The organism is Amycolatopsis australiensis, assembly GCF_900119165.1.
Classification (GTDB): Bacteria; Actinomycetota; Actinomycetes; order Mycobacteriales; family Pseudonocardiaceae; genus Amycolatopsis; species Amycolatopsis australiensis.
The window spans coordinates 8,027,408-8,047,510 of the sequence record NZ_FPJG01000006.1; the positions used below are offsets into that span (position 1 = coordinate 8,027,408).

Annotated in this window: 20 protein-coding genes; 12 read left to right on the forward strand and 8 right to left on the reverse strand. The window is 73.1% G+C overall.

All coding sequences use genetic code 11. The features are described from left to right. Window positions 1-100: 100 nt before the first annotated feature. Window positions 101-1,171 (reverse strand): NAD(P)/FAD-dependent oxidoreductase, encoded by a 1,071-nt coding sequence (locus BT341_RS38280; protein ID WP_072480869.1) that lies wholly within the window; start codon window positions 1,169-1,171, stop codon window positions 101-103. Between the two features lie 83 nt (window positions 1,172-1,254). On the opposite strand from BT341_RS38280, the gene BT341_RS38285 reads away from it, so the two are divergent. Next, entirely contained in the window at window positions 1,255-1,809 is a 555-nt protein-coding gene (locus BT341_RS38285; protein ID WP_245805247.1) for a suppressor of fused domain protein, read from the forward strand. On the opposite strand, the gene BT341_RS38290 is transcribed toward BT341_RS38285, so the two are convergent. Beyond that, window positions 1,779-2,645: a LysR family transcriptional regulator gene (locus BT341_RS38290; RefSeq protein WP_072480871.1), complete on the reverse strand. Its 867-nt coding sequence runs from the start codon at window positions 2,643-2,645 to the stop codon at window positions 1,779-1,781. The two genes, BT341_RS38285 and BT341_RS38290, sit on opposite strands and share 31 nt — an antisense overlap. Before the next feature lies 1 nt (window position 2,646). Continuing rightward, on the reverse strand, window positions 2,647-3,084 hold the full coding sequence (locus tag BT341_RS38295; RefSeq protein WP_072480872.1) for a cytidine deaminase: 438 nt from the start codon (window positions 3,082-3,084) through the stop codon (window positions 2,647-2,649). A 99-nt stretch (window positions 3,085-3,183) separates the two neighbouring features. On the opposite strand from BT341_RS38295, the gene BT341_RS38300 reads away from it, so the two are divergent. Continuing rightward, a complete protein-coding gene (locus BT341_RS38300; RefSeq protein WP_072480873.1) occupies window positions 3,184-4,077 on the forward strand; it encodes an MBL fold metallo-hydrolase in 894 nt (297 codons plus the stop codon). Between the two features lie 179 nt (window positions 4,078-4,256). Here BT341_RS38300 and BT341_RS38305 read toward each other — a convergent pair whose 3' ends face one another. Beyond that, window positions 4,257-5,783, reverse strand: coding sequence for a phytoene desaturase family protein (locus BT341_RS38305; RefSeq protein WP_072480874.1), 1,527 nt, complete (start codon window positions 5,781-5,783; stop codon window positions 4,257-4,259). Between the two features lie 274 nt (window positions 5,784-6,057). On the opposite strand from BT341_RS38305, the gene BT341_RS38310 reads away from it, so the two are divergent. The 3 genes from BT341_RS38310 (at window position 6,058) to BT341_RS38320 (ending at window position 10,210) form a co-directional block, all read left to right on the forward strand. Next, window positions 6,058-7,020 carry a serine protein kinase RIO gene (locus BT341_RS38310; protein WP_072480875.1) on the forward strand — a complete coding sequence of 321 codons (963 nt, stop codon included), beginning with the start codon at window positions 6,058-6,060 and terminating at the stop codon, window positions 7,018-7,020. A 326-nt stretch (window positions 7,021-7,346) separates the two neighbouring features. Then, window positions 7,347-8,939 carry a DEAD/DEAH box helicase gene (locus BT341_RS38315; RefSeq protein WP_072480876.1) on the forward strand — a complete coding sequence of 531 codons (1,593 nt, stop codon included), beginning with the start codon at window positions 7,347-7,349 and terminating at the stop codon, window positions 8,937-8,939. Window positions 8,940-9,034: 95 nt separating this feature from the next. Further along, complete coding sequence (locus BT341_RS38320) at window positions 9,035-10,210, forward strand: 8-amino-7-oxononanoate synthase (RefSeq protein ID WP_072480877.1); 1,176 nt, start codon at window positions 9,035-9,037, stop codon at window positions 10,208-10,210. Here the strand turns inward: BT341_RS38320 and BT341_RS38325 are convergent. Both BT341_RS38325 and BT341_RS38330 read right to left on the reverse strand, forming a co-directional pair. After that, window positions 10,207-10,641, reverse strand: coding sequence for a GNAT family N-acetyltransferase (locus BT341_RS38325; RefSeq protein ID WP_072480878.1), 435 nt, complete (start codon window positions 10,639-10,641; stop codon window positions 10,207-10,209). The genes BT341_RS38320 and BT341_RS38325 overlap by 4 nt on opposite strands. 18 nt (window positions 10,642-10,659) lie before the next feature. After that, a complete protein-coding gene (locus BT341_RS38330; RefSeq protein WP_072480879.1) occupies window positions 10,660-11,475 on the reverse strand; it encodes a S1 family peptidase in 816 nt (271 codons plus the stop codon). Between the two features lie 166 nt (window positions 11,476-11,641). Between BT341_RS38330 and BT341_RS38335 the strand changes: the two genes are divergently transcribed. Both BT341_RS38335 and BT341_RS38340 read left to right on the forward strand, forming a co-directional pair. After that, on the forward strand, window positions 11,642-12,496 hold the full coding sequence (locus BT341_RS38335; protein ID WP_177328996.1) for a M15 family metallopeptidase: 855 nt from the start codon (window positions 11,642-11,644) through the stop codon (window positions 12,494-12,496). 98 nt (window positions 12,497-12,594) lie between these two features. Beyond that, window positions 12,595-13,989, forward strand: a complete 1,395-nt coding sequence (locus tag BT341_RS38340) for a mycothione reductase (RefSeq protein ID WP_072480880.1) — start codon at window positions 12,595-12,597, stop codon at window positions 13,987-13,989. Window positions 13,990-13,995: 6 nt separating this feature from the next. Here BT341_RS38340 and BT341_RS38345 read toward each other — a convergent pair whose 3' ends face one another. Continuing rightward, window positions 13,996-15,213 (reverse strand): MFS transporter, encoded by a 1,218-nt coding sequence (locus BT341_RS38345; RefSeq protein WP_072480881.1) that lies wholly within the window; start codon window positions 15,211-15,213, stop codon window positions 13,996-13,998. A 49-nt stretch (window positions 15,214-15,262) separates the two neighbouring features. Here BT341_RS38345 and BT341_RS38350 point away from each other — a divergent pair, with 49 nt between their 5' ends. The 5 genes from BT341_RS38350 to BT341_RS38370 all read left to right on the forward strand — a co-directional run bounded on the left by BT341_RS38350 (window position 15,263) and on the right by BT341_RS38370 (window position 19,234). Continuing rightward, window positions 15,263-15,946, forward strand: coding sequence for a FadR/GntR family transcriptional regulator (locus tag BT341_RS38350; RefSeq protein ID WP_072480882.1), 684 nt, complete (start codon window positions 15,263-15,265; stop codon window positions 15,944-15,946). Between the two features lie 92 nt (window positions 15,947-16,038). Then, window positions 16,039-16,536, forward strand: a complete 498-nt coding sequence (locus BT341_RS38355; RefSeq protein WP_072480883.1) for a toxin-antitoxin system HicB family antitoxin — start codon at window positions 16,039-16,041, stop codon at window positions 16,534-16,536. A gap of 70 nt (window positions 16,537-16,606) precedes the next feature. Next, on the forward strand, window positions 16,607-17,449 hold the full coding sequence (locus BT341_RS38360; protein ID WP_072480884.1) for a DUF4097 family beta strand repeat-containing protein: 843 nt from the start codon (window positions 16,607-16,609) through the stop codon (window positions 17,447-17,449). A 25-nt stretch (window positions 17,450-17,474) separates the two neighbouring features. Beyond that, a complete protein-coding gene (locus BT341_RS38365; RefSeq protein WP_072480885.1) occupies window positions 17,475-18,431 on the forward strand; it encodes an ATP-binding cassette domain-containing protein in 957 nt (318 codons plus the stop codon). After that, a complete protein-coding gene (locus BT341_RS38370; RefSeq protein WP_072480886.1) occupies window positions 18,431-19,234 on the forward strand; it encodes an ABC transporter permease in 804 nt (267 codons plus the stop codon). Before BT341_RS38365 ends, BT341_RS38370 begins: the two co-directional genes overlap by 1 nt. Window positions 19,235-19,237: 3 nt before the next feature. Here BT341_RS38370 and map read toward each other — a convergent pair whose 3' ends face one another. Then, on the reverse strand, window positions 19,238-20,095 hold the full coding sequence (gene map / locus BT341_RS38375; RefSeq protein ID WP_072480887.1) for a type I methionyl aminopeptidase: 858 nt from the start codon (window positions 20,093-20,095) through the stop codon (window positions 19,238-19,240). Between the last annotated feature and the right edge of the window lie 8 nt (window positions 20,096-20,103).

A 20,103-nucleotide genomic window follows, 5' to 3' on the forward strand; every position in this document is an offset into this window, starting at 1 on the left:
TCGGCCGCCATCGCTCGGCCGCCCCGGACCGCCGCGCCATCGAGCAACGCGAGCAGCGCGCCGAGGTCCGATTCCGTGGCCGGCCGCAGGCAGTAGACGCTCAAAAGCGGTCCGGCGCGAACGGTGTCAGGTCGAAGCCCGGGTCCTCGCCCAGCGCGACCGCCGCGATGAGCTTGCCCGCGAACGGCGCGTTCGTCAGCCCGCCCGCGCCGAAGCCCGTCGACACCGCCAGGCCCGGGCGGATCGAGCCCAGCACCGGCAGGCCGTCGGGCGTGCCGGGGCGGAAGCCGACGCGGGTCTCCGCCAGCGTCGCGTCCGCCAGGCCGGGCGCGACCGCCAGCGCGTTGTCCAGTACCTCGCGCTGGCCGGCCGCCGTCACGCGGTAGTCGAAGCCCGAGCCCGCCTCGCGGGTCGCGCCCGCCACCACCCGGCCGCCGCCGAACGCCAGCAGGTAGTGGCTCGTGCGGGGCAGCACCACCGGCCACGCCGCCGTGTCCGTGCCCGGCAGGTCGAAGTGGCTGATCTGGCCGCGGTGCGGCGTCACCGGCAGGTCGACGCCCAGCGGTGCCAGCAGGTCCCGGCTCCACGCGCCGGCGGCGACCACGACGCTGTCCGCGTCGATCGGCCCGGCCACGCCGGCGACCGTCCCGTCGGCCCGGAACGCCACCTCGCCTTCGACGAACTTCGCGCCGCGGCGTTCGGCGTCCTGCAGCAGGGCGCGGCGCAGCTCGTGCCCGTCGACGCGGCCCGCGCCGGCCAGGTGCACCGCGCCCAGCCCGGGCGCCAGCGGCGGGAACAGCTCGCGTGCCTGCGCCGGGTCGAGCCGGCGGACTTCGCCGATCTCCGGTGCGTCCGCGGCCCGCTCGGCCAGCCGCTGCTGCGCTTCGGCCAGCTCGGTGTCGTCGGCCGAGACGATCATCCCGCCGACGACCTCGAACGACGAGCCCGGCAGCTGCTCGGCGAACTCCCGGTAGTACCGGCCGGCGGCCGCCGCGAGCGGGTACAGCGCGTCATCCCGGCGCGACGTCCACGGGCTGACGATCCCGGCGCCGGCCTCGGTGGCCGTCCCCGGCCGCGCCGCGTCCGCCACGACCACTTCCGCGCCGCGGGCCGCCAGGTGCCAGGCCGTCGCCGCGCCGCCGATTCCGCTTCCGATCACGAGCACTCGCATGCTTCCCACCCTGCCCGATCGTGCCGCGCCGGGGCCAACGGGATACGCCCCGCGTGCTGCCCGGCCGCCGTATGCTGCGCGCCATGCCGAGCCGTGCCGAGCGGTATGTCGCCCATCTCGACACCCTGACCGGGAACACCGAGCCCCGGCTGCAGCCGATCCCGTCGACCCACGCCGGGCTCGACGACGTCATCGCGTTCGTCTACGCCGACGAGCCGGAGCCGCGGTACCTGACCGGCGCGACGTACGGTCTTTCGCTGGCCGACCACCCGGAGTGGCACGGCGTGAAACCGGAACTGTGGATCAGCGTCCGGTCCGACGACCCGGTCTGGGCACTGGCCATCGGCTACCTCGCCGAGCAGCTGCGCGGTACGTGCCCGTTCGTCTACGGCGACACGATCGACTTCGGCCAGCCGATCGCGCCCGAGTCCGCGATGACGGCGTTCGCGGTGTCGGCCCCGGCCGGCCTCGATGCCCACCAGTACACGCTGATCGACATCGGCGGCGCGCCGGTGAGCATCGCCGGCTGCTACCCGGTGCACGACACCGAGCGCAGGTACATCCGCGAGCACGGCATCGACGCGTTCTGGCAGCTGGACTGGGACCTCTACGACGTCCGGCGCCCGCCGGTGGTCTGATACGCGGCCGTCGCGAGCCGCACGAACGAGCGGACCAGCGGGCCGGCGTCCTTCCACGCGACGACCACGGGGTTCGGCGCCAGGTCCGTGATCGGCACCACCGCCAGCTCGCCCGGCGGCCGGTGCCCGAGCGGCATCAGGCCTACGGTCCCGTTCCACAGCACGGCCTGCAGGCACTCCTGGACAGCTCGCACCACCGGCCCTTCGCGGCGCTCGCCGCCGTGCCAGTACGCCTGCCAAACCGGGTCGGTGCCGTCCGGGAACCGGAACCAGCGCCGTCCGGCGAGGTCGGCGAGGTCGAGGTGGCCGCGGGCGGCCAGCGGGTCGTCGGCGCGCAGGACCGCACCCACCGGATCCGCCCGTAGCTCGCGCACCGCCAGGCCGGTCTCGTCGAACGGCCCGCGGGTCAGCGCGACGTCGACCAGCCCGGCGCGCAGGCCGCACGTCGGATCGGTCAGGTCCGTGTCGCGGACGCGGACCTCGACGCCGGGGTGCTGACGACGGTAGGCGCCGGCGAGGCGCGTCGCGCCCGGGTCGGCGCCGTCGCCGAGGATGCCGACGGTGAGCGTCGGCGCGCCCGCCGCCGTGGCCACCCGCTCCCGCGCCCGGTCGGCGTGGTCGAGCAGCGCCCGCGCCTCGGCCAGCAGCGCCGTCCCCGCCGGGGTGAGCGTGACCCCCGCGGCCGAACGCAGCAGCAGGACGGCCCCGACGTCGGTTTCCAGCTGCTTGATCGCCCGGCTCAGCGGCGGCTGGCTCATGTGCAGCCGCGCGGCGGCCCGGCCGAAGTGCCGTTCCTCGGCGACGGCCACGAAGTACCGCAGGGTCCGCAGCTCCATCTCAGCCCTCGCCGTCGAACGGCCACGCTGTATCGGGGAACACGCGGGCCCACCAGTGCGGCTGGACGTCCCGCAGCCGCAGCGCCCGCCACCGGCGCGGGTCCGCGGCCTCGGGCACGGCGACCTCGACGTCCGGGCCGTGCGAGAAGAGCCGTTCCTGGCAGACCCCGCACGGCGCGAGGATCCAGTACCCGCGATCCCCGTCGGCGGCGGTCACGCACACCGAGCCGGTGACGCGCCGCCCCAGCTTGAAGGCCTCGCAGAGGGCGCCGGTTTCGTGGCACAGGCTGACGGCCTGGTTCGGGAAGTCCGGCGCCGTGCTCGTGAGCACCGTGCCGTCGTCGAGACGCAGGGCCGCCGCCCCGGACCACGCCGTCCCGCCGAAACGGTTTCGCGCCAGCGCGATCGCGGCATCCACCAGCTCCTGATCGACGGCCATGGCCGAACCCTAGCGCCGACCGGCGACGATAGGCACCGGGTATCGGCGCGACGGAACCGGTCTTGGACGGCGGCCGCGTCCCGGCGGTGGAATCGGGGCATGACCGAGCTGACCGATCCCGCCGTGCACGTCGGCGGCGCCCGGGAGATCGCCCCGGACCTGCTGGTGATCCCGAACGCCGGCGTCGACCTCGTGCCCAACATCGGTGTCGTCGGCGGCACCGAAGCCGTTCTCGTCGTCGACACCGGCATCGGCACCGAGAACGCTTCGCAGGTGCTCGCCTTCGCGAGCGAAGTTGCGAAGGGCCGTCGCCTGTATCTGACGACGACACACTTCCACCCCGAGCACGCCTTCGGCGCGCAAGCGTTCGCCGGGTCGGCCACCTACCTGGTCAACCGCGCCCAGGCCGAGGACCTCGCCACGAAGGGCGCGGGGTACCTGGAGATGTTCCGCGGCCTCGGCGAGGTGGTGGCCCGCCGCCTCGACGGCGTCCGGATCCCGGCCCCGGACGTCGTCTACGACGGCTCGCACGAGCTCGACCTCGGCGGCCGGACCGTCCGGCTGCGCCCCACCGGCCGCGGCCACACCCGCGGCGACCAGGTCGTCGAGGTACCGGACGCCGGCGTGCTGTTCACCGGCGACCTGGCCGAGACGGGCCAGTTCGCGATCGTCCCGTGGTTCCCGCCGCACGACACGGACGTCACCGTGGTGGGCTGGCTCGCGGTGCTGGAGGGCCTGGTTTCGACCGGGCCGCGGATCGTGGTGCCGGGGCATGGAGAGGCCGGCGGCGGCGCGGTGCTCACCGATGTCCGTGCCTACCTGCGCGAGCTGCGGGACGAGACCTGGCACCGTCGCGACGCGGGCCTCGACGCCGACGCGATCGCCGCCGAGGTCCGCGCGCTGCTCGCCGGCCGCCATCCGGAGTGGGCCGGGCGGGAGTGGATCGGGCCGGGCGTGGGGTGTTTGTGTGCCGAGCGGTCCGCCGGCGGGTGAGGTACCGCCGGGGGCCGCCGGGGTCGGGCAGCCACGCCGGGATCGTCGGGCCCAAGGGACCGCACGGCACCAGCGGGTCCGGCCCCCCGCTCGACACCGCGACCTCCCGGGCCGAGCCACCACCCGGCGCCGCGGGCCGCCTCTTCGCCGCATTGCCGCGGAAGCGCTCCGGTCGATGCTTACTCCACTCCGAGCACCGCCATCGCCGCGTTGTGACCGGGGATGCCGCTGACACCACCTCCTCGCACCGCGCCCGCGCCGCAGAGCAATACGCGCTCGTGGGCCGTCTCCACGCCCCACTTCCCCGCCGGCCGGTCCTCCGCGAACGGCCAGGACAAATCCCGGTGGAAAATGTGCCCGCGCGGCAGGCCCAGCTCGGCTTCCAGGTCGAGCGGCGTCTTCGCCTCCACACACGGTTTGCCGTCCGGCCCGGTGAGCAAACAGTCCTCGATCGGCTCGGCCAGCACGCTGTTCAGCGAAGCCAGCGTCGCGCGCAACGCCGCTTCGCGCGCTTCCTCGTTACGCCCCTCGAAGAGCCGCGCGGGCATGTGCAGGCCGAACAGCGTCAGGGTCTGCGCTCCGGCCGCGCGTTCGGCCGAACCCAGGATCGACGGGTCCGTGAGCGAGTGGCAGTAGATCTCGCACGGCGGCAGCGTGGGGATCCGCCCCGCCGCCGCCTCGCGATAGGCCGTCTCGAGCTGCGTGTACGTCTCGTTGACGTGGAACGTGCCGCCGAACGCCTCGGCCGGGTCGACGTGCGGGTCACGCAGCTTCGGCAGCCGTGACAGCACCATGTTCACCTTCAGCTGCGCACCTTCCGGGCTCTCCGCCGGTTCCTCGCCCAGCAGCCGCGCCAACGTCGACGGCGCGACGTTCGCCAGGACGTGCCCGCCCCGCACGACGTGCTCGGCGTCGTCACGCCGGTAGCGCACTTCGCCGTCCGGGTCGATCGAAAGCACCTCCGCGCCCGTCACGAGACGCGCGCCCGCGGCGGCCGCCGCCGCGAGTGAGCCCGTGACCGCTCCCATGCCGCCGACCGGGACGTCCCAGTCGCCGGTGCCGTTGCCGATCACGTGGTAGAGCAGGCACCGGTTCTGCCGCAGGTCCTCGCCGCCCGCCGGAGCGAACGTGCCGATCAGCGCGTCGGTGAGCACGACGCCGCGGACGGTGTCGTCGCCGAACCACGCCGTGAGCATCTCGCCGATCGGCCGCTCGAACAGCAGTGACCACGCCTCGGCGTCGCCGACTCGCGCACGGAAGTCCACTTCGGACAGCAATGGCTCGGTCAGGGTGCCGAAGACGCGCTCGGCGACGCGGCCGGCCGCCGCGTAGAACCGCTGCCAGGCCGCGAAATCCGAGGTGGACCCGGTGACCGCGCGGAACGACGCCGCCGTCCGGCCGGCGTCGCCCGTGTCGACAAGGAGACCCGCGTCGCCGGACGGCGTGTACGACGACATCCGGCGCCGCCGCAGCCGGACGTCGAGCCCGAGGTCGGCCACGATCTTCCTCGGCAGCAGGCTGACCAGGTAGGAGTACCGGGAAAGCCGGACGTCCACGCCGTCGAACGCGCGGAACGACACGGCGGCGCCACCGGTCTCGCCGCGCCGTTCGAGCACGAGCACCGACCGGCCCGCCCGCGCCAGGTACGCGGCCGCCACCAGGCCGTTGTGCCCGCCGCCGACGATCACCGCGTCGTAGCCGTCCATCCGCCCCTCCTCGCCAGAGCCTGCCCGTTCATCGTGGCCACGGCCGCGGGCGGAATTCAAGGAAAGGGCGCGAACGGCCCGTTCGCGCAATTCGGTTGCGCCGCCGCCGATCGGTCCGGCAAGCTGACCGGCGAGCCGGCAGGGAGCCGGTGCGTGAGAGCGGGGAGGTGCCTGTCGTGATGACTGTCCGGGCCTTTTCGCGCCCTCACCCACCCGCCCCCCGGAGCTGACCACGCGCCCGGTGGGGCATCCCTGACCAAGGAGAAACCCACCAGTGCGCCAGCACGACTTCGAAGACTTCGACCGGTTCGACGAACAGCCCACCCGCCGCCAGGCGCGGGCACGCCGCCGCGGGCGGCTCGACGAACCCGAACCCACCCGCCGCGGCCGGCTCACCGAAGGCGAGCGCGTCCGCCTCGCGAAACTGCGCGACGACGCCTACACCGAACGGCAGCTGCCCGACGGCGCCGACCGCTGGTCCACCTGGGACGACGCCGAACACGGCCCGCTGCCCCGGCCCGAGTGGGTCGTCACCGAGCTCGCCGCCGTCGACACCGACCTCGGCGTCCTCAAGACCGGCAAGGAAGCCGACGTCCACCTGCTGCGGCGTGGCCTGCCCGGCGCGCCGGGCGTGCTGCTGGCCGCGAAGCGCTACCGCAGCGACGAACACAAGCTGTTCCACCGCGACGCCGGCTACCTCGAGGGACGGCGGATGCGCCGGTCCCGCGAGATGCGCGCGATCGAGCACCGCACGGCGTTCGGCCGCAACCTCATCGCGGAGCAGTGGGCCGTCGCCGAGTTCGCCGCGCTGAGTCGCTTGTGGACACTCGGCGCGCCGGTGCCCTACCCGGTGCAGCGCAACGGCACGGAACTGCTGCTGGAGTTCCTCGGCGAGGACGACGGCACCGCCGCGCCGCGGCTCGCCCAGGTCCGCCCGGAGCCCGGCGAGCTGAAGGACCTGTGGTTCCAGGCGACCGCGGCGCTCGAGCTGCTCGCGTCGGAAGGCCTCGCGCACGGCGACCTCTCGGCCTACAACCTGCTCGTGCACCGGGGCCGGCTGATGGTGATCGACCTGCCGCAGGTGGTCGACGTCGTCGCCAACCCCGGCGGCGTCGAGTTCCTCGCGCGGGACGTGCGCAACCTCGCCGGCTGGTTCCACGGCCGCGGCCTGGGCGAGCACGTCACGAACACCGGCGAGCTCCTGGCGGAGCTGGTTTCCGCGGCCGGAATCGGGTAACCACCGTGGCGGGGTCGCGGATGTGGCATGGAACACGTCTGCGACCCCGCCCACAACCCCCCACCTCGATGCGAAGGACCAAGCCACCCTCAGGTACTATCGATACAGACCGCAACCGGCGGCGTGGATGAGTTGGTGTCCGTCGCCTCCAGAGCCACCGAATGGCTCGCGGTGATCCGTAACCCCCAAGCGGCGCGCAGTGTCGGCAAGCGATAGACACGGTGTGCCGGGTCCGTCCCTGTGAACGCCCATCGCACACCATCTTGCCCTGCCTGCGCGCGGGGAGCCCGGGCCTCCTTGTGACGAACCATGTCCGAGAGGCATTTGTGACCGTCACGTTCAACTCCGGCCCTTCCTCGACGTCCGCTCACGCGGGCCGTCCCGACCGCAAGCCGCGCACGCGGCCCGCGGGCGGCGACATGCTCCGCGACGACGCCGTCGAGCTCGTGGCCACCAAGACCTTCGCCCAGCTGGGCCTGCCGGAGCCGCTGCTGCGCGCGCTGGCCGAGGCGGGCATCGACAGCCCGTTCCCCATCCAGTCGGCGACCATCCCGGACGCGCTGGCCGGCCGTGACGTCCTGGGCCGCGCCCAGACCGGCTCCGGCAAGACGCTCGCCTTCGGCCTGGCCATGCTGGCCCGGCTCGACGGCGGCAAGGCCCGGCCGAAGCGCCCCCGCGCGCTGATCCTGGTCCCGACCCGCGAGCTGGCCATGCAGGTCGCCGACTCGCTGACCCCGCTGGCCAAGTCCCTGGGCCTGTGGTGCCGCACCGCCGTCGGCGGGATGGCCTTCGCCCGTCAGGCGGACGCGCTCTCCCGCGGCGTCGACCTGCTGATCGCCACGCCGGGCCGGCTGTCCGACCACGTCCGCCAGGGCACCGCGCACCTCGGTGACTGCAACTTCATCGCCCTCGACGAGGCCGACCAGATGGCCGACATGGGCTTCATGCCGCAGGTCCGCGAGATCATGGACCTGACCCCGCCCGGCGGGCAGCGGCTGCTGTTCTCGGCGACGCTCGACGGTGACGTCAACCGCCTGGTCAAGCAGTACCTGACCGACCCGGTCACGCACTCGGTCGCGCCGTCGACCGCCAGCGTGACCACCATGGACCACCACGTGCTCCAGGTCTCGCACCAGGACAAGCAGGACGTCATCACGCAGATCGGCGCCCGCGACGGCCGCACGATCATGTTCGTGCGCACCAAGCACCACGTCGACCGGCTCACCGAGCGCCTGCGCGAGCAGGGTGTGCACGCGGCGGCCCTGCACGGCGGCAAGACGCAGGGGCAGCGCAACCGCGTCCTCGCCGACTTCAAGGAAGGCCACACCCCGGTGCTGGTCGCCACGGACGTCGCCGCGCGCGGCATCCACGTCGACGACATCTCGCTGGTGCTGCACGTCGACCCGGCGGCCGACCACAAGGACTACCTGCACCGCGCCGGCCGCACGGCCCGCGCCGGGGCGTCCGGCGTGGTCGTCACGCTGGCGACGCACGACCAGCGCCGGATGGTCCGCCGGCTGACCGACCGCGCCGGCGTGCGCGCGGAGTCGACGACGGTCCGCCCGGGCGACGCCGAGCTGTCCCGCATCACCGGCGCCCGCGAGCCCAGCGGCGAGCCGGTCGTCGAGCGGCGGCGCGAGAACCCGCGTCGCGGCGGCGGTGGCTTCCGCGGCGACCGCGGTTTCAGTGGCGGCCGCGGCGGTGACCGTGGCGGTTACCGCGGTGGCGACCGCACCCACAGCGACCGCGGCAGCAGCTACGGCGGCGACCGCGACCGCGGCGGCGAGCGTGGCGGCTACCGCGGCGACCGCGAAGGCCGTCCCGGCGGCTTCGGCGGCCGCGGCCGTCAGCCCCGCTCGGGCAACGGCGGTGGCTACGGCCGCCCGAGCCGTGGCCCGCGTCGCGGCTACGACAGCTGATTTCCCCTGGAAGCCCCGGACTCCGGTCCGGGGCTTCCGGCGTTTCCGGGCCCTGGTTCCCGGCCACGCGCCCGGCGGGTGGGAGACTGCGGGACGTGACTACGCCGCCGACGCCCCCGCCCGATGAGGTTTTCGACTGGCTCGACGTCGAGGCGGAGAAGCGGGCGAACGCGGGACTCGTGCGGCAGCTGCGGCCGCGTCCCGCGCGGGTGGACGAGCTCGACCTCGCCGGGAACGACTACCTCGGGCTGGCCCGCGACAAGCGCGTCGCCGGGGCCGCCGCGGCTGCCGCCCTGCGCTGGGGCGCCGGGTCGACCGGGTCGCGGCTGGTCACCGGGTCGACCGAGCTGCACACCGAGCTGGAGCTGGAGCTGGCCCGCTTCTGCGGCGCGCAGGCGGCGTTGGTGTTCTCGTCCGGTTTCACCGCCAACCTCGGCGCGGTGACGGCGTTGTCGGGATCCGAAGCCGCGATCGTCACCGACAAGTACATCCACGCGTCGCTGATCGAAGGGTGCCGGCTCTCGCGCGCGGACGTCGCCGCGGTCGCGCATTCGTCGCCGTCGGCGATCAAGCACGCGCTGGCGACCCGCCGTAAGCCGCGGGCGCTGGTGGTGACCGACTCGGTGTTCTCGGTCGAGGGCGACCTCGCGCCGCTCGGCGAGCTGGCGGAGATCTGCCGCGCGCACGGCGCGGCGATGGTCGTGGACGACGCGCACGGCTTCGGCGTCCTCGGCGAAGGCGGCCGCGGGGCGGTCCACGCGGCCGGGCTTTCCGGTGCGCCCGACGTCGTCACGACGTTGACGTTGTCGAAGGCGCTGGGGGCGCAAGGCGGGGCGGTGGTCGGGCCGCGTCGCGTGATCAAGCACCTCGTGGACACGGCGCGCAGCTTCATCTTCGACACCGCACTGGCGCCCGCGAGCGCCGCGGCCGCGCTGGCCGCGTTGCACGCGCTGAAGGAAGAGCCGGGCTTGGCGGAGAAGGTGCTGGAGAACGCGGGCAACCTGGCCATGTCACTGAAGGCGGCCGGGTTGAAGGTGAGCTTGCCCGACGCGGCCGTGATCTCGCTGCGGGCGCCGTCGGCGCAGACGGCGGCGGCGTGGGCCGCGGCGTGCGCGGAGCAGGGCATCCGCGTCGGCTGCTTCCGGCCGCCGTCGGTGCCGGACGGGATTTCGCGGCTGCGGCTGACCGCGCGGGCCGACCTCACGGAGTCCGATGTGGACCGTGCGGTGAAGGTGATCACGGCGACCGCGCCGCGCGGCGCGACCGCCTAGCTCGGCAGGCGGCGCATGCGGATGTGCGGGATTCCGTCGTCGTCGGTGTACTGCGCGCCCTCCGCGACGAAGCCGTAGCGCGCGTAGAAGTCTTGGACGTAGGTCTGGGCGTCGAGGACGTACTCGCCCGGGACGGTCAGGGCCGCTTCCATCAGCTGCGCGGCCAGGCCGCGGCCGCGGGCCGCCGCCGCCGTCACCACGCGGCCGATGCGGCGGACGCCGCCGGGGTCGGCGAGCACCCGCAGGTACGACGTGACGCCGGAGGAGTCCTCGAACCACAGGTGCCGCGTGTCGGGCAGCAGGTCACGGCCGTCGAGCTCCGGGTACGCGGCCTTCTGCTCCACCACGAACACGTCCACCCGCAGGCGGAGGATGTCGTGCAGCTGGGCGGCGGTCAGCTCGGGCCCGGTCGCGTCGTGCAGGGTCGGCATGCCCCCTGCTTATCACGCTCAGCCGAGCAGGCGGGGCTTGGCCTGGGCCTTGATGTCGTCGGCGTACGTCGAAACCCGCGTGTAGACGCCCGGCTTGCCCGCCTTGCCGCAGCCGTCGCCGAAGGACACGATGCCGATCAGCGTGTCGCCCACGACGAGCGGACCGCCGGAGTCGCCCTGGCACGCGTCGGCGCCGCCCTCGGCGTAGCCCGCGCAGACCATCGTCTTCGCGTCGTAGACGTTGTAGTCGGAGCGGCAGGCGCTGTCGGAGACCACCGGGACCACGGCACTGCGCAGGTAGTCGGAGCGGTCGCCGCCGTCGGCGATGCGGCCCCAGCCCAAAACCGTCGCCTTCGTGCCTTCCCGGTACGCGGCCGCGTCACCGCTGTCGGGCAGTTGCGCGGGCCGGTAGCCGAGCTGCCCGCGCACCGTCAGCACCGCGATGTCGTCGCCCTTCGTCGGGTCGCTGTAGCCCTTGCTCACCCAGACCTTCGAGACGGTCAGGACGTCACCTTCGTCGGTGCGCTTGTCCTCGCGGCCCGCCACCACGCGGATCTCCTCCTTGGCGACGGCCTTGGCGCAGTGCGCCGCCGTCGCGACCGCCGTGGAGCTGACGATCACCGCGCCGCAGAACTGGTTGCCGCCCGAGTCGGTCAGGTACACCGCGTACGGGTGGTCGGCGAGCGAAGCCTTGTCGCCGCCCACGATCCGCGGCTGGCCGGCCGCGGCCGGGTCCGCGGAAGCCGTGCCCACCACGACCGGGACGGCGACCGCGGCCACCGCCAGGAGCGCACCGCTCGCGAGCAGCAGGGATCGGCGGAACGGGACGGCCATGGGATTTTCCCCTCTTCGGAACAGCAAGCGACAGCGCGTTCGGCACCCGTGCGACTCCGGTGCGTGAACGACGTGCGCTCAATACCCTAATCCGAGGGGGCCCAAAACGGTGTCACTGGAACGGGTGGACTCCGCGTCGAACGCGCGGGTCTGCCAAGCTGGCCGGATGCGGCGGGAAGCGGTGGCGGCGGCCGGGGCGGTACTGGCCCTCACGCTGGCGGCGTGCGCCTCCGAACCGCCCGCGGCGCCGCAGCCTGCGCCTTCGACCTCGACGTCGGCGACGGTCGCGGCGCCGACCCCGGCGGCGCCGCCGCCGTCGCCGGCCGTCACCTGGCGGGTGGGCGCCCGGCCGCTCCCCCGCCGTCCCGACGGCTTCGGCGTGGTCGAGCCGACGCCACCCGAACTGGTGAACCGGGCACTTCCGACAAAAGACCTCCTGCCGCCGCCGTCCGGCGGGACGTACGCCGCGACGATCGGCGAAGTGCCCGCCGACGTCCTCGCGCGCAGCACCTGGCAGCCCGCCTGCCCGGTCAAGGCGGGCGACCTGCGGTACCTGACGATGTCGTTCTGGGGCTTCGACGGACGGCCGCACACCGGGGAGATGATCGTGAACGCCGCCGGCGCGACCGGGATCACCCAGGTCTTCGGGCAGCTGTTCGCCGCGCGCTTCCCGCTCGAAGAGATGCGCGTGACCAGCCCGGCCGAGCTGACCGCGCCGCCGACCGGTGACGGCAACTCGACCAGCGCGTTCGTCTGCCGTCCGGCGCGGGGGCAGGCGAACTGGTCGGCACACGCGTACGGGCTCGCGGTCGACGTCAACCCGTTCTGCAACCCCTACAGCCAGGGCGACCTCGTGCTGCCCGAGCTGGCCTCGGCCTACCTCGACCGGTCGCGCCGCCGTCCGGGCATGGTGCTGGCCGGGGACGCGACCGTCCGCGCGTTCGCCGCGATCGGGTGGAGCTGGGGCGGGGCCTGGCACAGCCCGGCCGACCGGATGCACTTCACCGCGACCGGCCACTGACCTCGCGATACGACGCCGGGCACAGCGGGGAACATCGGCCCGCGCGGCGAGGTTGGCTAGGGTGGACCGACCCCCACCGAACCCCCGCGGAGGATGCAGTGCCCCACTACGACCTGGTGATCGTCGGGACGGGATCGGGCAACTCGATCCTCGGCCCCGGCTTCGCCGGCAAGAAGACGGCGATCGTGGAGAAGGGCACCTTCGGCGGCACCTGCCTGAACGTCGGCTGCATCCCGACCAAGATGTTCGTCTACGCCGCCGACGTCGCGTACACGCCTTCGCACAGCGCGCGCTACGGCGTCGACGAAGAGCTGAAGGGCGTTCGCTGGCGCGACATCCGCGACCGCATCTTCGGCCGGATCGATCCGATCGCCGAAGGCGGCGCGGAGTACCGGCGCAGCCACGAGGACAACGCGAACGTCGACGTCTACGAGGGCACCGGCCGGTTCACCGGACACAAGGAGCTGCGGGTCGGCTTCGCCGACGGGCGTCCGGACGAGCTGCTGACCGCCGACAAGTTCGTGCTCGCGGCCGGCGGACGGCCGGTCATCCCGGAGATCCCGGGCCTCGACGGCGTCGAGTACCACACGTCCGACACGGTGATGCGGCTCGACGAGCTGCCCGAGCGGATCGTCATCCTCGGCGGCGGGTACATCGCGGCCGAGTTCGCGCACGTCTTCGCGTCGTTCGGCGTGCACGTCACGCTGGTCAACCGGTCCGGGCGGCTGCTGCGCTCGGAGGACGAGGACGTCAGCGCGCGGTTCACCGAGCTGGCCGTGGAGCGCTTCGACGTCCGCCTGGACCGCAAGACCGTGCGGGCGCGCACGACCGCCGGCGGGGTCGCGCTGGACCTGGAAGGCCCGCAGGGCGCCGAAACCGTCGAAGGCGACCTGCTGCTGATCGCCACCGGCCGCCGGCCGAACTCGGACCTGCTGGACGTCGCCGCCACCGGAGTGACCACAATGGACAGTGGGCACGTCGTGGTCGACGACCACCAGGAGACCGCCGTCGAAGGCATCTACGCGCTCGGCGACCTCTCGTCGCCGCACGAGCTGAAGCACGTCGCCAACCACGAAGCCCGCGTGGTGCAGCACAACCTGCTGCACCCGGACGAGCGGATCACCGCCGACCACCGGTTCGTGCCGCACGCGGTGTTCACCCACCCGCAGGTCGCGTCGGTCGGGCTGACCGAGCAGAAGGCCCGCGAGCTGGGTGTGTCCTATGTGGTCTCGAAGCAGGACTACGCCGGCATCGCCTACGGCTGGGCGATGGAGGACACGACGGGCTTCGCGAAGCTCCTGGCCGACCCGGCGACCGGGCAGCTGCTCGGCGCGCACATCATCGGGCCGCAGGCGTCGTCGGTGATCCAGCCGCTCATCCAGGCGATGAGCTTCGGCCTCGACGCGCGGACCATGGCGCGCGGCCAGTACTGGATCCACCCGGCCATGCCGGAGCTGATCGAGAACGCCCTGCTCAACCTGCCCCTGGACTGACCGGGATCAGACGAACCGGTGGCGGCCGGCGAGGGCGCCGAACACCAGCTGCACCAGCAACAGGCCCAGCAGCATGGCCAGCGGCACCCGCCAGCCGCCGGCGAGGTCGTGGAGCAAGCCGAACAGGAACGGCCCCAGCGCGGCGAAGAGGTAGCCGAAGCCCTGCGCCATCCCGGACAGCCGGGCGGTGTCGGCGCCGGTCCGCGCGCGCAGCGCGATCACCGTCAGCGCCAGGGAAAACACGCTCATCCCGAGTCCGACGAGCACGCTCCACAGCAGCGGCGACCACGACGGGGCGAGCATCAGCCCGGCCGTGCCGGCGAAGCCGACGACACCGAGCGCCACGATCCACATTCCCTGGCCGCGCCGCCGGGCCGCCATCGGCGCGACGACCAGGCTGATCGGCACGGCGATCAGCGAGACCAGGCCGAACAGCAGGCCGGCTTCGTCGCGCGGCACGCCCGCGTCCATCAGCACCTGCGGGAACCAGCCCATCGCCGCGTAGGCGTAGAACGCCTGCAGGCCGAAGAAAACCGTGACGATCCAGGCGAGCCGGTTGCGCAGCAGCGACCGGCCGCCCGCGGCGGCGTCGGCGGGCCGCGGGGCCCGGCCGGTGCCCCGGGCCGCGAGCACCCAGGCCAGCAACGCCACGACGGCCACCACCGCCCAGCTGCCCAGTGCCGGGCGCCAGCCGCCGAAGGCGTCGCCGAGCTGCGGGGTCACCGCCGAGCCGAGCGCGCCGCCGCCCTGCAGGGCCGCGGTGTAGACGCCGGTCATGACGCCGATGCGGGCCGGGAAGGAGTCCTTGATGACCACCGGGATCAGCACGTTGATCAGCGCGATCCCGGCGGTGGCGACGAGCGTCCCGCCGAGCACGACGGCCGGGCCGTCGAGCACGCGCAGCACGAGCCCGGCGGCGATGGCGGTCAGGGCGATCGCGATGGCGGCGCCGACCCCGGCACGCCGGGCCAGCAGCGGCGCGGCCAGCCCGGCGCCGGCGAAGCACAGCGTCGGCAACGTCGTGAGCACGCCGGCCCAGACCACCGAAGTGCCCAGGTCCGCGCGCATTTCGGCGAGCATCGGGCCGACGCCGGTGATGGCCGGGCGCAGGTTGAGGGCCGTGAGCACCACCGCGACCGCGAGCAGCGCGCCGGCGGCGACCACGCCGGGCGTCCGCGCCTCGACGGCGCCGTCCAGTTGGGGTTCGCGATGTTCGAGGCGCATGACCGCTACTATCGCATACGTAGGATGATTGGATGAAGGGATCATTCCTGTGCCTCTGGCCACCACCCGGCGGGCCGGTCTCGTCGACCAGGTCATCGAGCAGCTGCGCACCGCGGTCGCGCAGGGCGAGTGGCCCATCGGCGAACGCATCCCCACCGAGGCCGAACTGGGCGAGCAGCTCGGCGTCGGGCGCAACACGATCCGCGAAGCCGTCCGCGCGTTAGCACACACGGGGCTGCTCGAAGTGCGCCAGGGCGACGGCACGTACGTGCGCGCGACCAGCGAGGTCTCCGGCGCGATCCGGCGGCTCTGCGGGTCGGAGCTGCGCGAAGTCCTGCAGGTCCGGCGCACCCTCGAAGTAGAAGGCGCCCGGCTCGCGGCCGCCGAGCGGACCGACGAGGAGGTGGCGGAGCTGCGCGCGCTGCTCGCCCGCCGGGAGACCGAACTGCGCGAGCGGCGCTGGGAGGACTTCGCGCGCACGGACACGGAGTTCCACTGCGCGGTCGTCCGCGCCGGCCACAACGGGCTGCTGACCGAGCTGTACCGCGGGCTGACGGAGGTCATCACGGCGAGCGTCGCGGCGACGTCGAGCATCACGCCGGGCGTCGACTACGTCCCGGAGATCGGCCACGAAGGCCTTGCCGACGCGATCGCCGACCGCGACCCGGAGCGGGCGGCCGCCGAGGCGTGCGGCTTTCTGGACGAGCTGCTGGCCCGCATCGAAGCCTCCTGAGCAGGGTTTTCACCGTCTTTGGCGCCACCAGTGACCCCTAAGGGTGCCAATTCAGGGTTGTCGTGATGCCATCGTGGTGCCAGAGTAGTGCCATGGACCTGACGCCCTTCGTGGACGAACTCCGCCGGGAGCTGGCGGTCGCCGCCGAGGCGGCGGGCAAGGAAGCCGTCGCCCTCGCCGAGCGGCTCACCGCACCGCTCGAATCGGCGATCCGGCTCACCCTGCTCGACGCCCTGTCCGCCGCCGCCGACGAGATCACCCGCGACCTCGCGCCCGGTTCCGTCGAAGTCCGCCTTCGCCGCCGCGAAGCCGAATTCGCGGTCGCGCTGCCCACGGCACCCGAGCCGGAACCCGCCGCCGAGCCACCCGCCGCGCCGCCGCCGGAGACCGACGACGGCGCCGTCGCCCGCATCAACCTGCGGCTGCCCGAGCAGCTGAAGCAGCGGGTGGAGGAGGCCGCGAACCGCGACCGGCTCTCCATCAACGCCTGGCTCGTCCGGGCCGCGAACGCCGCCCTCGGCCCCGACCGGAGCCAGACCGCGCACCGCCGCTCCGTCTTCGGCGAAAAGTACACCGGCTGGGTCCGCTGACCCGCGCCGTTTTCCCTGCACGTCTCTGACCTGCGGAGACGTCATTCGAGCACCCCAGGAGGGCACAGCCATGCCTGTTTTCCCCACGCCCACGCCGATCACGGCCACCCTCGACGTCAGCGTGGCCGACGTCCGGATCGTCGCCGCCGACCGCGCCGAAACCTCCGTCGAGGTCCACCCGGCCGACCCGGGCGACAGCGAGGACGTCAAGGCCGCCGCCCGGACCCGCGTCGAGTTCACCGACGGCGAGCTGCTGGTCAAGGGCCCGAAGTACACCACCAAGCTGTGGGGCAAGGGCGGCGCGCTGCACGTGACGATCGAGCTGCCGGCCGGCTCGCGGATCCGGGCGACGTCGGCGATGGGCGACTTCCGCGTCACCGGCCGCCTCGGCGACAGCCGCCTCAAGACGTCCGTGGGCAACATCCACCTCGACGAAGCCGCCCGGCTCGAAGCGACCACCGCGACCGGCGACATCTTCGTCGAGCGGGCCACCGGGCACGCCGAGGTGCACACCGGCTCCGGCGAGCTGCGGATCCGCGAGATCGACGGCACCGCCGTGCTGAAGAACTCCAACGGCGAGACGCGCGTCGGCGAGGTCACCGGCGACCTGCGCGTCAGCACCGCCAACGGCGACATCCTCGTCGACCTGGCGCACGCCGCCGTGCACGCCAAGACCGCCGCCGGCGACATCCGGCTCGGCGAGGTCGTCCGCGACGCCGTCGTCCTCGAGACCGCCGTCGGCGAGATCGAGGTCGGCATCCGCGAAGGCAGCGCCGCCTGGCTGGAGCTCAACTCACTGACCGGCAGCGTCCGCAACTCGCTCACCGCCACCGAAGGACCCGGCGGCACCAGCGAGACGGTCGAGGTCAAAGCCCGCACCTACACCGGCGACATCGTCGTCCGCCGGGCCTGAAGACGCCACACGGAAGGGGAAATCCATGCCGGACGCCATCGTGGCCGAAGGGCTGGTCAAGAAGTACGGGAAGGTCACCGCGCTCGACGGGATGGAGCTGCGCGTGCCCGAGGGCACGGTGCTGGGGGTGCTGGGGCCGAACGGCGCCGGCAAGACCACCACCGTCCAGATCCTCACGACCCTGCAGAAGCCGGACGCCGGCCGCGCGACGGTCGCCGGGTTCGACGTCGTGGCCGACGCGCACGAGCTGCGTTCGCACATCGGCGCGTCCGGCCAGTACGCGGCCGTCGACCAGGAGCTGACCGGGGCCGAGAACCTCGAGATGGTCGGCAGGCTCTACCACCTGGGCACCCGGCGGGCCAAGGCGCGCGGTCGCGAGCTGCTGGCCCGGTTCAGCCTGGCGGACGCCGCCGACCGCCCGGTGAAGGGCTACTCCGGCGGCATGCGGCGCCGGCTCGACCTGGCCGGCGCGCTCGTGGCCAACCCGCCGGTGCTGTTCCTCGACGAGCCCACCACGGGCCTGGACCCGCGGGCCCGCACCGAGCTGTGGGACGTCATCACCGAGCTGGTCGCCGGCGGCACGACGCTGCTGCTCACCACCCAGTACCTCGAAGAGGCCGACCGGCTGGCCGACAGCATCGCCGTGGTCGACCACGGCCGCGTGATCGCCCGCGGCACCGCCGACGAGCTGAAGGACCTGGTCGGCGGCGAGCGGATCGAGCTGACCGTCGGCACGCACGCCGACGTCGCGGTCGCGCGGCGGGCGCTGGCCCGGCTGGCCAGCGGCGAGCCGCGGGCCGAGGCGTTCCGGCTCACCGTGCCCGTGACCCACGGCGCGAAAGCGCTTACCGAAGCGCTCGCCCTGCTCGCCGCGGAAGGCGTCGACGTCCGCGACGTCGGCGTCCGCCGCCCCACCCTCGACGACGTTTTCCTCACCTTGACCGGCCACGAGACGGCCGAGCCCGCGAAGGAGGCCGTGTGATGAACGCGGTGCAGATGGCCGTGACCGACGGCGTGACCGTCGCCAAGCGCAACTCGATCAAGATCGTCCGGTCGCTGGACCTGCTGGGGTCCATCGTGTTCATGCCGGTGATGTTCGTGCTGCTGTTCGGGTACGTGTTCGGCAGCGTGATCGACATCCCGGGCATGTCGTACCGCGAGTTCATGCTGCCGGGGATCTTCGTCCTCGCGGTGGCGATGGGCAGCATCGTCACCGGCTACGGGCTGACCGACGACCTGCAGAAGGGCATCATCGACCGGTTCCGGTCCCTGCCGATGTCCCCGGCGGCGGTGCTGATCGGGCGCACTACGGCGGACCTGATCCTCAACGTGACGAGCCTGCTGATCATGGGACTCGTGGGGTTGCTGGTCGGCTGGCGCATCCACACCGGCGTGTTCGAGGCGCTCGGCGGGGTGCTCCTGCTGCTGGCCTTCGCCTACGCGCTGTCGTGGGTGATGGGGACGCTCGGGCTGGCCGTGCGCAAGCCCGAGGTGTTCAACAACGTCTCGAGCGTGGCCATCTTCCCGCTCACGTTCCTGGCCAACACGTTCGTCGACAGCGGCCGCCTGCCCACGCCGCTGCGGGTGATCGCGGACTGGAACCCGGTGTCGGCGATCACGCAGGCGGCGCGGGAACTGTTCGGCAACACGAGCGCGGCGATGCCGGTGCACGACGTCTGGCCGATGCAGCACGCCGTGCTCGCGTCGGTGCTGTGGATCGCGGTGCTGCTGGTGGTGTTCGTGCCGCTTTCGGTGCGCTGCTACAAGAAGGCCACCAGCCGCTAGGGCTCAGGGCAGCGTGAGGATCTCGCTGCCGTCGGCCGTCACCACGAGGGTGTGCTCGAACTGGGCCGTCCACTTCTTGTCCTTCGTGGTGACGGTCCAGTCGTCGGCCCAGATGTCGTAGTCGATGGTGCCCAGGGTGATCATCGGCTCGATCGTGAAGGTCATGCCCTCCTCGATGATCGTGTCGACGGAGGGCTCTTCGTAGTGCAGGACCGTCGGCGGCGTGTGGAACGCCGGGCCGACGCCGTGGCCGGTGAAGTCGCGGACCACGCCGTAGCCGAAGCGCTTGGCGTAGGCCTCGATGACCCGGCCGATCACGTTCAGCTGCCGGCCCGGCCGGACCGCCTTGATCGCCCGCATGGTCGCCTCGCGGGTGCGCTCCACCAGCAGGCGGGCCTCCTCGGAGACGTCGCCGGCCAGGAACGTCGCGTTCGTGTCGCCGTGCACGCCGCCGATGTAGGCGGTGACGTCGATGTTGCAGATGTCGCCGTCCTCGATCACCGTCGAGTCCGGGATGCCGTGGCAGATGACCTCGTTGAGCGAGGTGCAGCACGACTTCGGGAACCCGCGGTAGCCCAGCGTCGAGGGGTAGGCGTGGTGGTCGAGCAGGAACTCGTGCACCACCTTGTCGATGTCGTCGGTGGTGGCGCCCGGCTTGACCGCCTTGCCGCCCTCCTCCAGCGCCTGCGCCGCGATCTTCCCGGCCACGCGCATCGCCTCGATCACCTCGGGCGTGCGCACGCCGTTGCCGGTGTCCCGCTTGGGCGCCGGCTTGTCCACGTACTCGGGACGGGCGATGGAACCGGGAACGGCACGGCGCGGCGTCTGGACGCCGGGAACGAGCGGGGCACGAACGGGCATGCCCCCCA

Bases quoted from the DNA above. Each gene is read 5' to 3' on its own strand.
- BT341_RS38355 (WP_072480883.1), top strand. From the start codon at position 16,039: ATGGACCTGACGCCCTTCGTGGACGAACTCCGCCGGGAGCTGGCGGTC.
- BT341_RS38325 (WP_072480878.1), bottom strand. From the start codon at position 10,641: ATGCCGACCCTGCACGACGCGACCGGGCCCGAGCTGACCGCCGCCCAG.
- BT341_RS38285 (WP_245805247.1), top strand. From the start codon at position 1,255: ATGCCGAGCCGTGCCGAGCGGTATGTCGCCCATCTCGACACCCTGACC.
- BT341_RS38295 (WP_072480872.1), bottom strand. From the start codon at position 3,084: ATGGCCGTCGATCAGGAGCTGGTGGATGCCGCGATCGCGCTGGCGCGA.
- BT341_RS38280 (WP_072480869.1), bottom strand. From the start codon at position 1,171: ATGCGAGTGCTCGTGATCGGAAGCGGAATCGGCGGCGCGGCGACGGCC.
- BT341_RS38360 (WP_072480884.1), top strand. From the start codon at position 16,607: ATGCCTGTTTTCCCCACGCCCACGCCGATCACGGCCACCCTCGACGTC.
- map (WP_072480887.1), bottom strand. From the start codon at position 20,095: ATGCCCGTTCGTGCCCCGCTCGTTCCCGGCGTCCAGACGCCGCGCCGT.
- BT341_RS38345 (WP_072480881.1), bottom strand. From the start codon at position 15,213: ATGCGCCTCGAACATCGCGAACCCCAACTGGACGGCGCCGTCGAGGCG.
- BT341_RS38300 (WP_072480873.1), top strand. From the start codon at position 3,184: ATGACCGAGCTGACCGATCCCGCCGTGCACGTCGGCGGCGCCCGGGAG.
- BT341_RS38335 (WP_177328996.1), top strand. From the start codon at position 11,642: ATGCGGCGGGAAGCGGTGGCGGCGGCCGGGGCGGTACTGGCCCTCACG.
- BT341_RS38365 (WP_072480885.1), top strand. From the start codon at position 17,475: ATGCCGGACGCCATCGTGGCCGAAGGGCTGGTCAAGAAGTACGGGAAG.
- BT341_RS38290 (WP_072480871.1), bottom strand. From the start codon at position 2,645: ATGGAGCTGCGGACCCTGCGGTACTTCGTGGCCGTCGCCGAGGAACGG.
- BT341_RS38370 (WP_072480886.1), top strand. From the start codon at position 18,431: ATGAACGCGGTGCAGATGGCCGTGACCGACGGCGTGACCGTCGCCAAG.
- BT341_RS38330 (WP_072480879.1), bottom strand. From the start codon at position 11,475: ATGGCCGTCCCGTTCCGCCGATCCCTGCTGCTCGCGAGCGGTGCGCTC.
- BT341_RS38305 (WP_072480874.1), bottom strand. From the start codon at position 5,783: ATGGACGGCTACGACGCGGTGATCGTCGGCGGCGGGCACAACGGCCTG.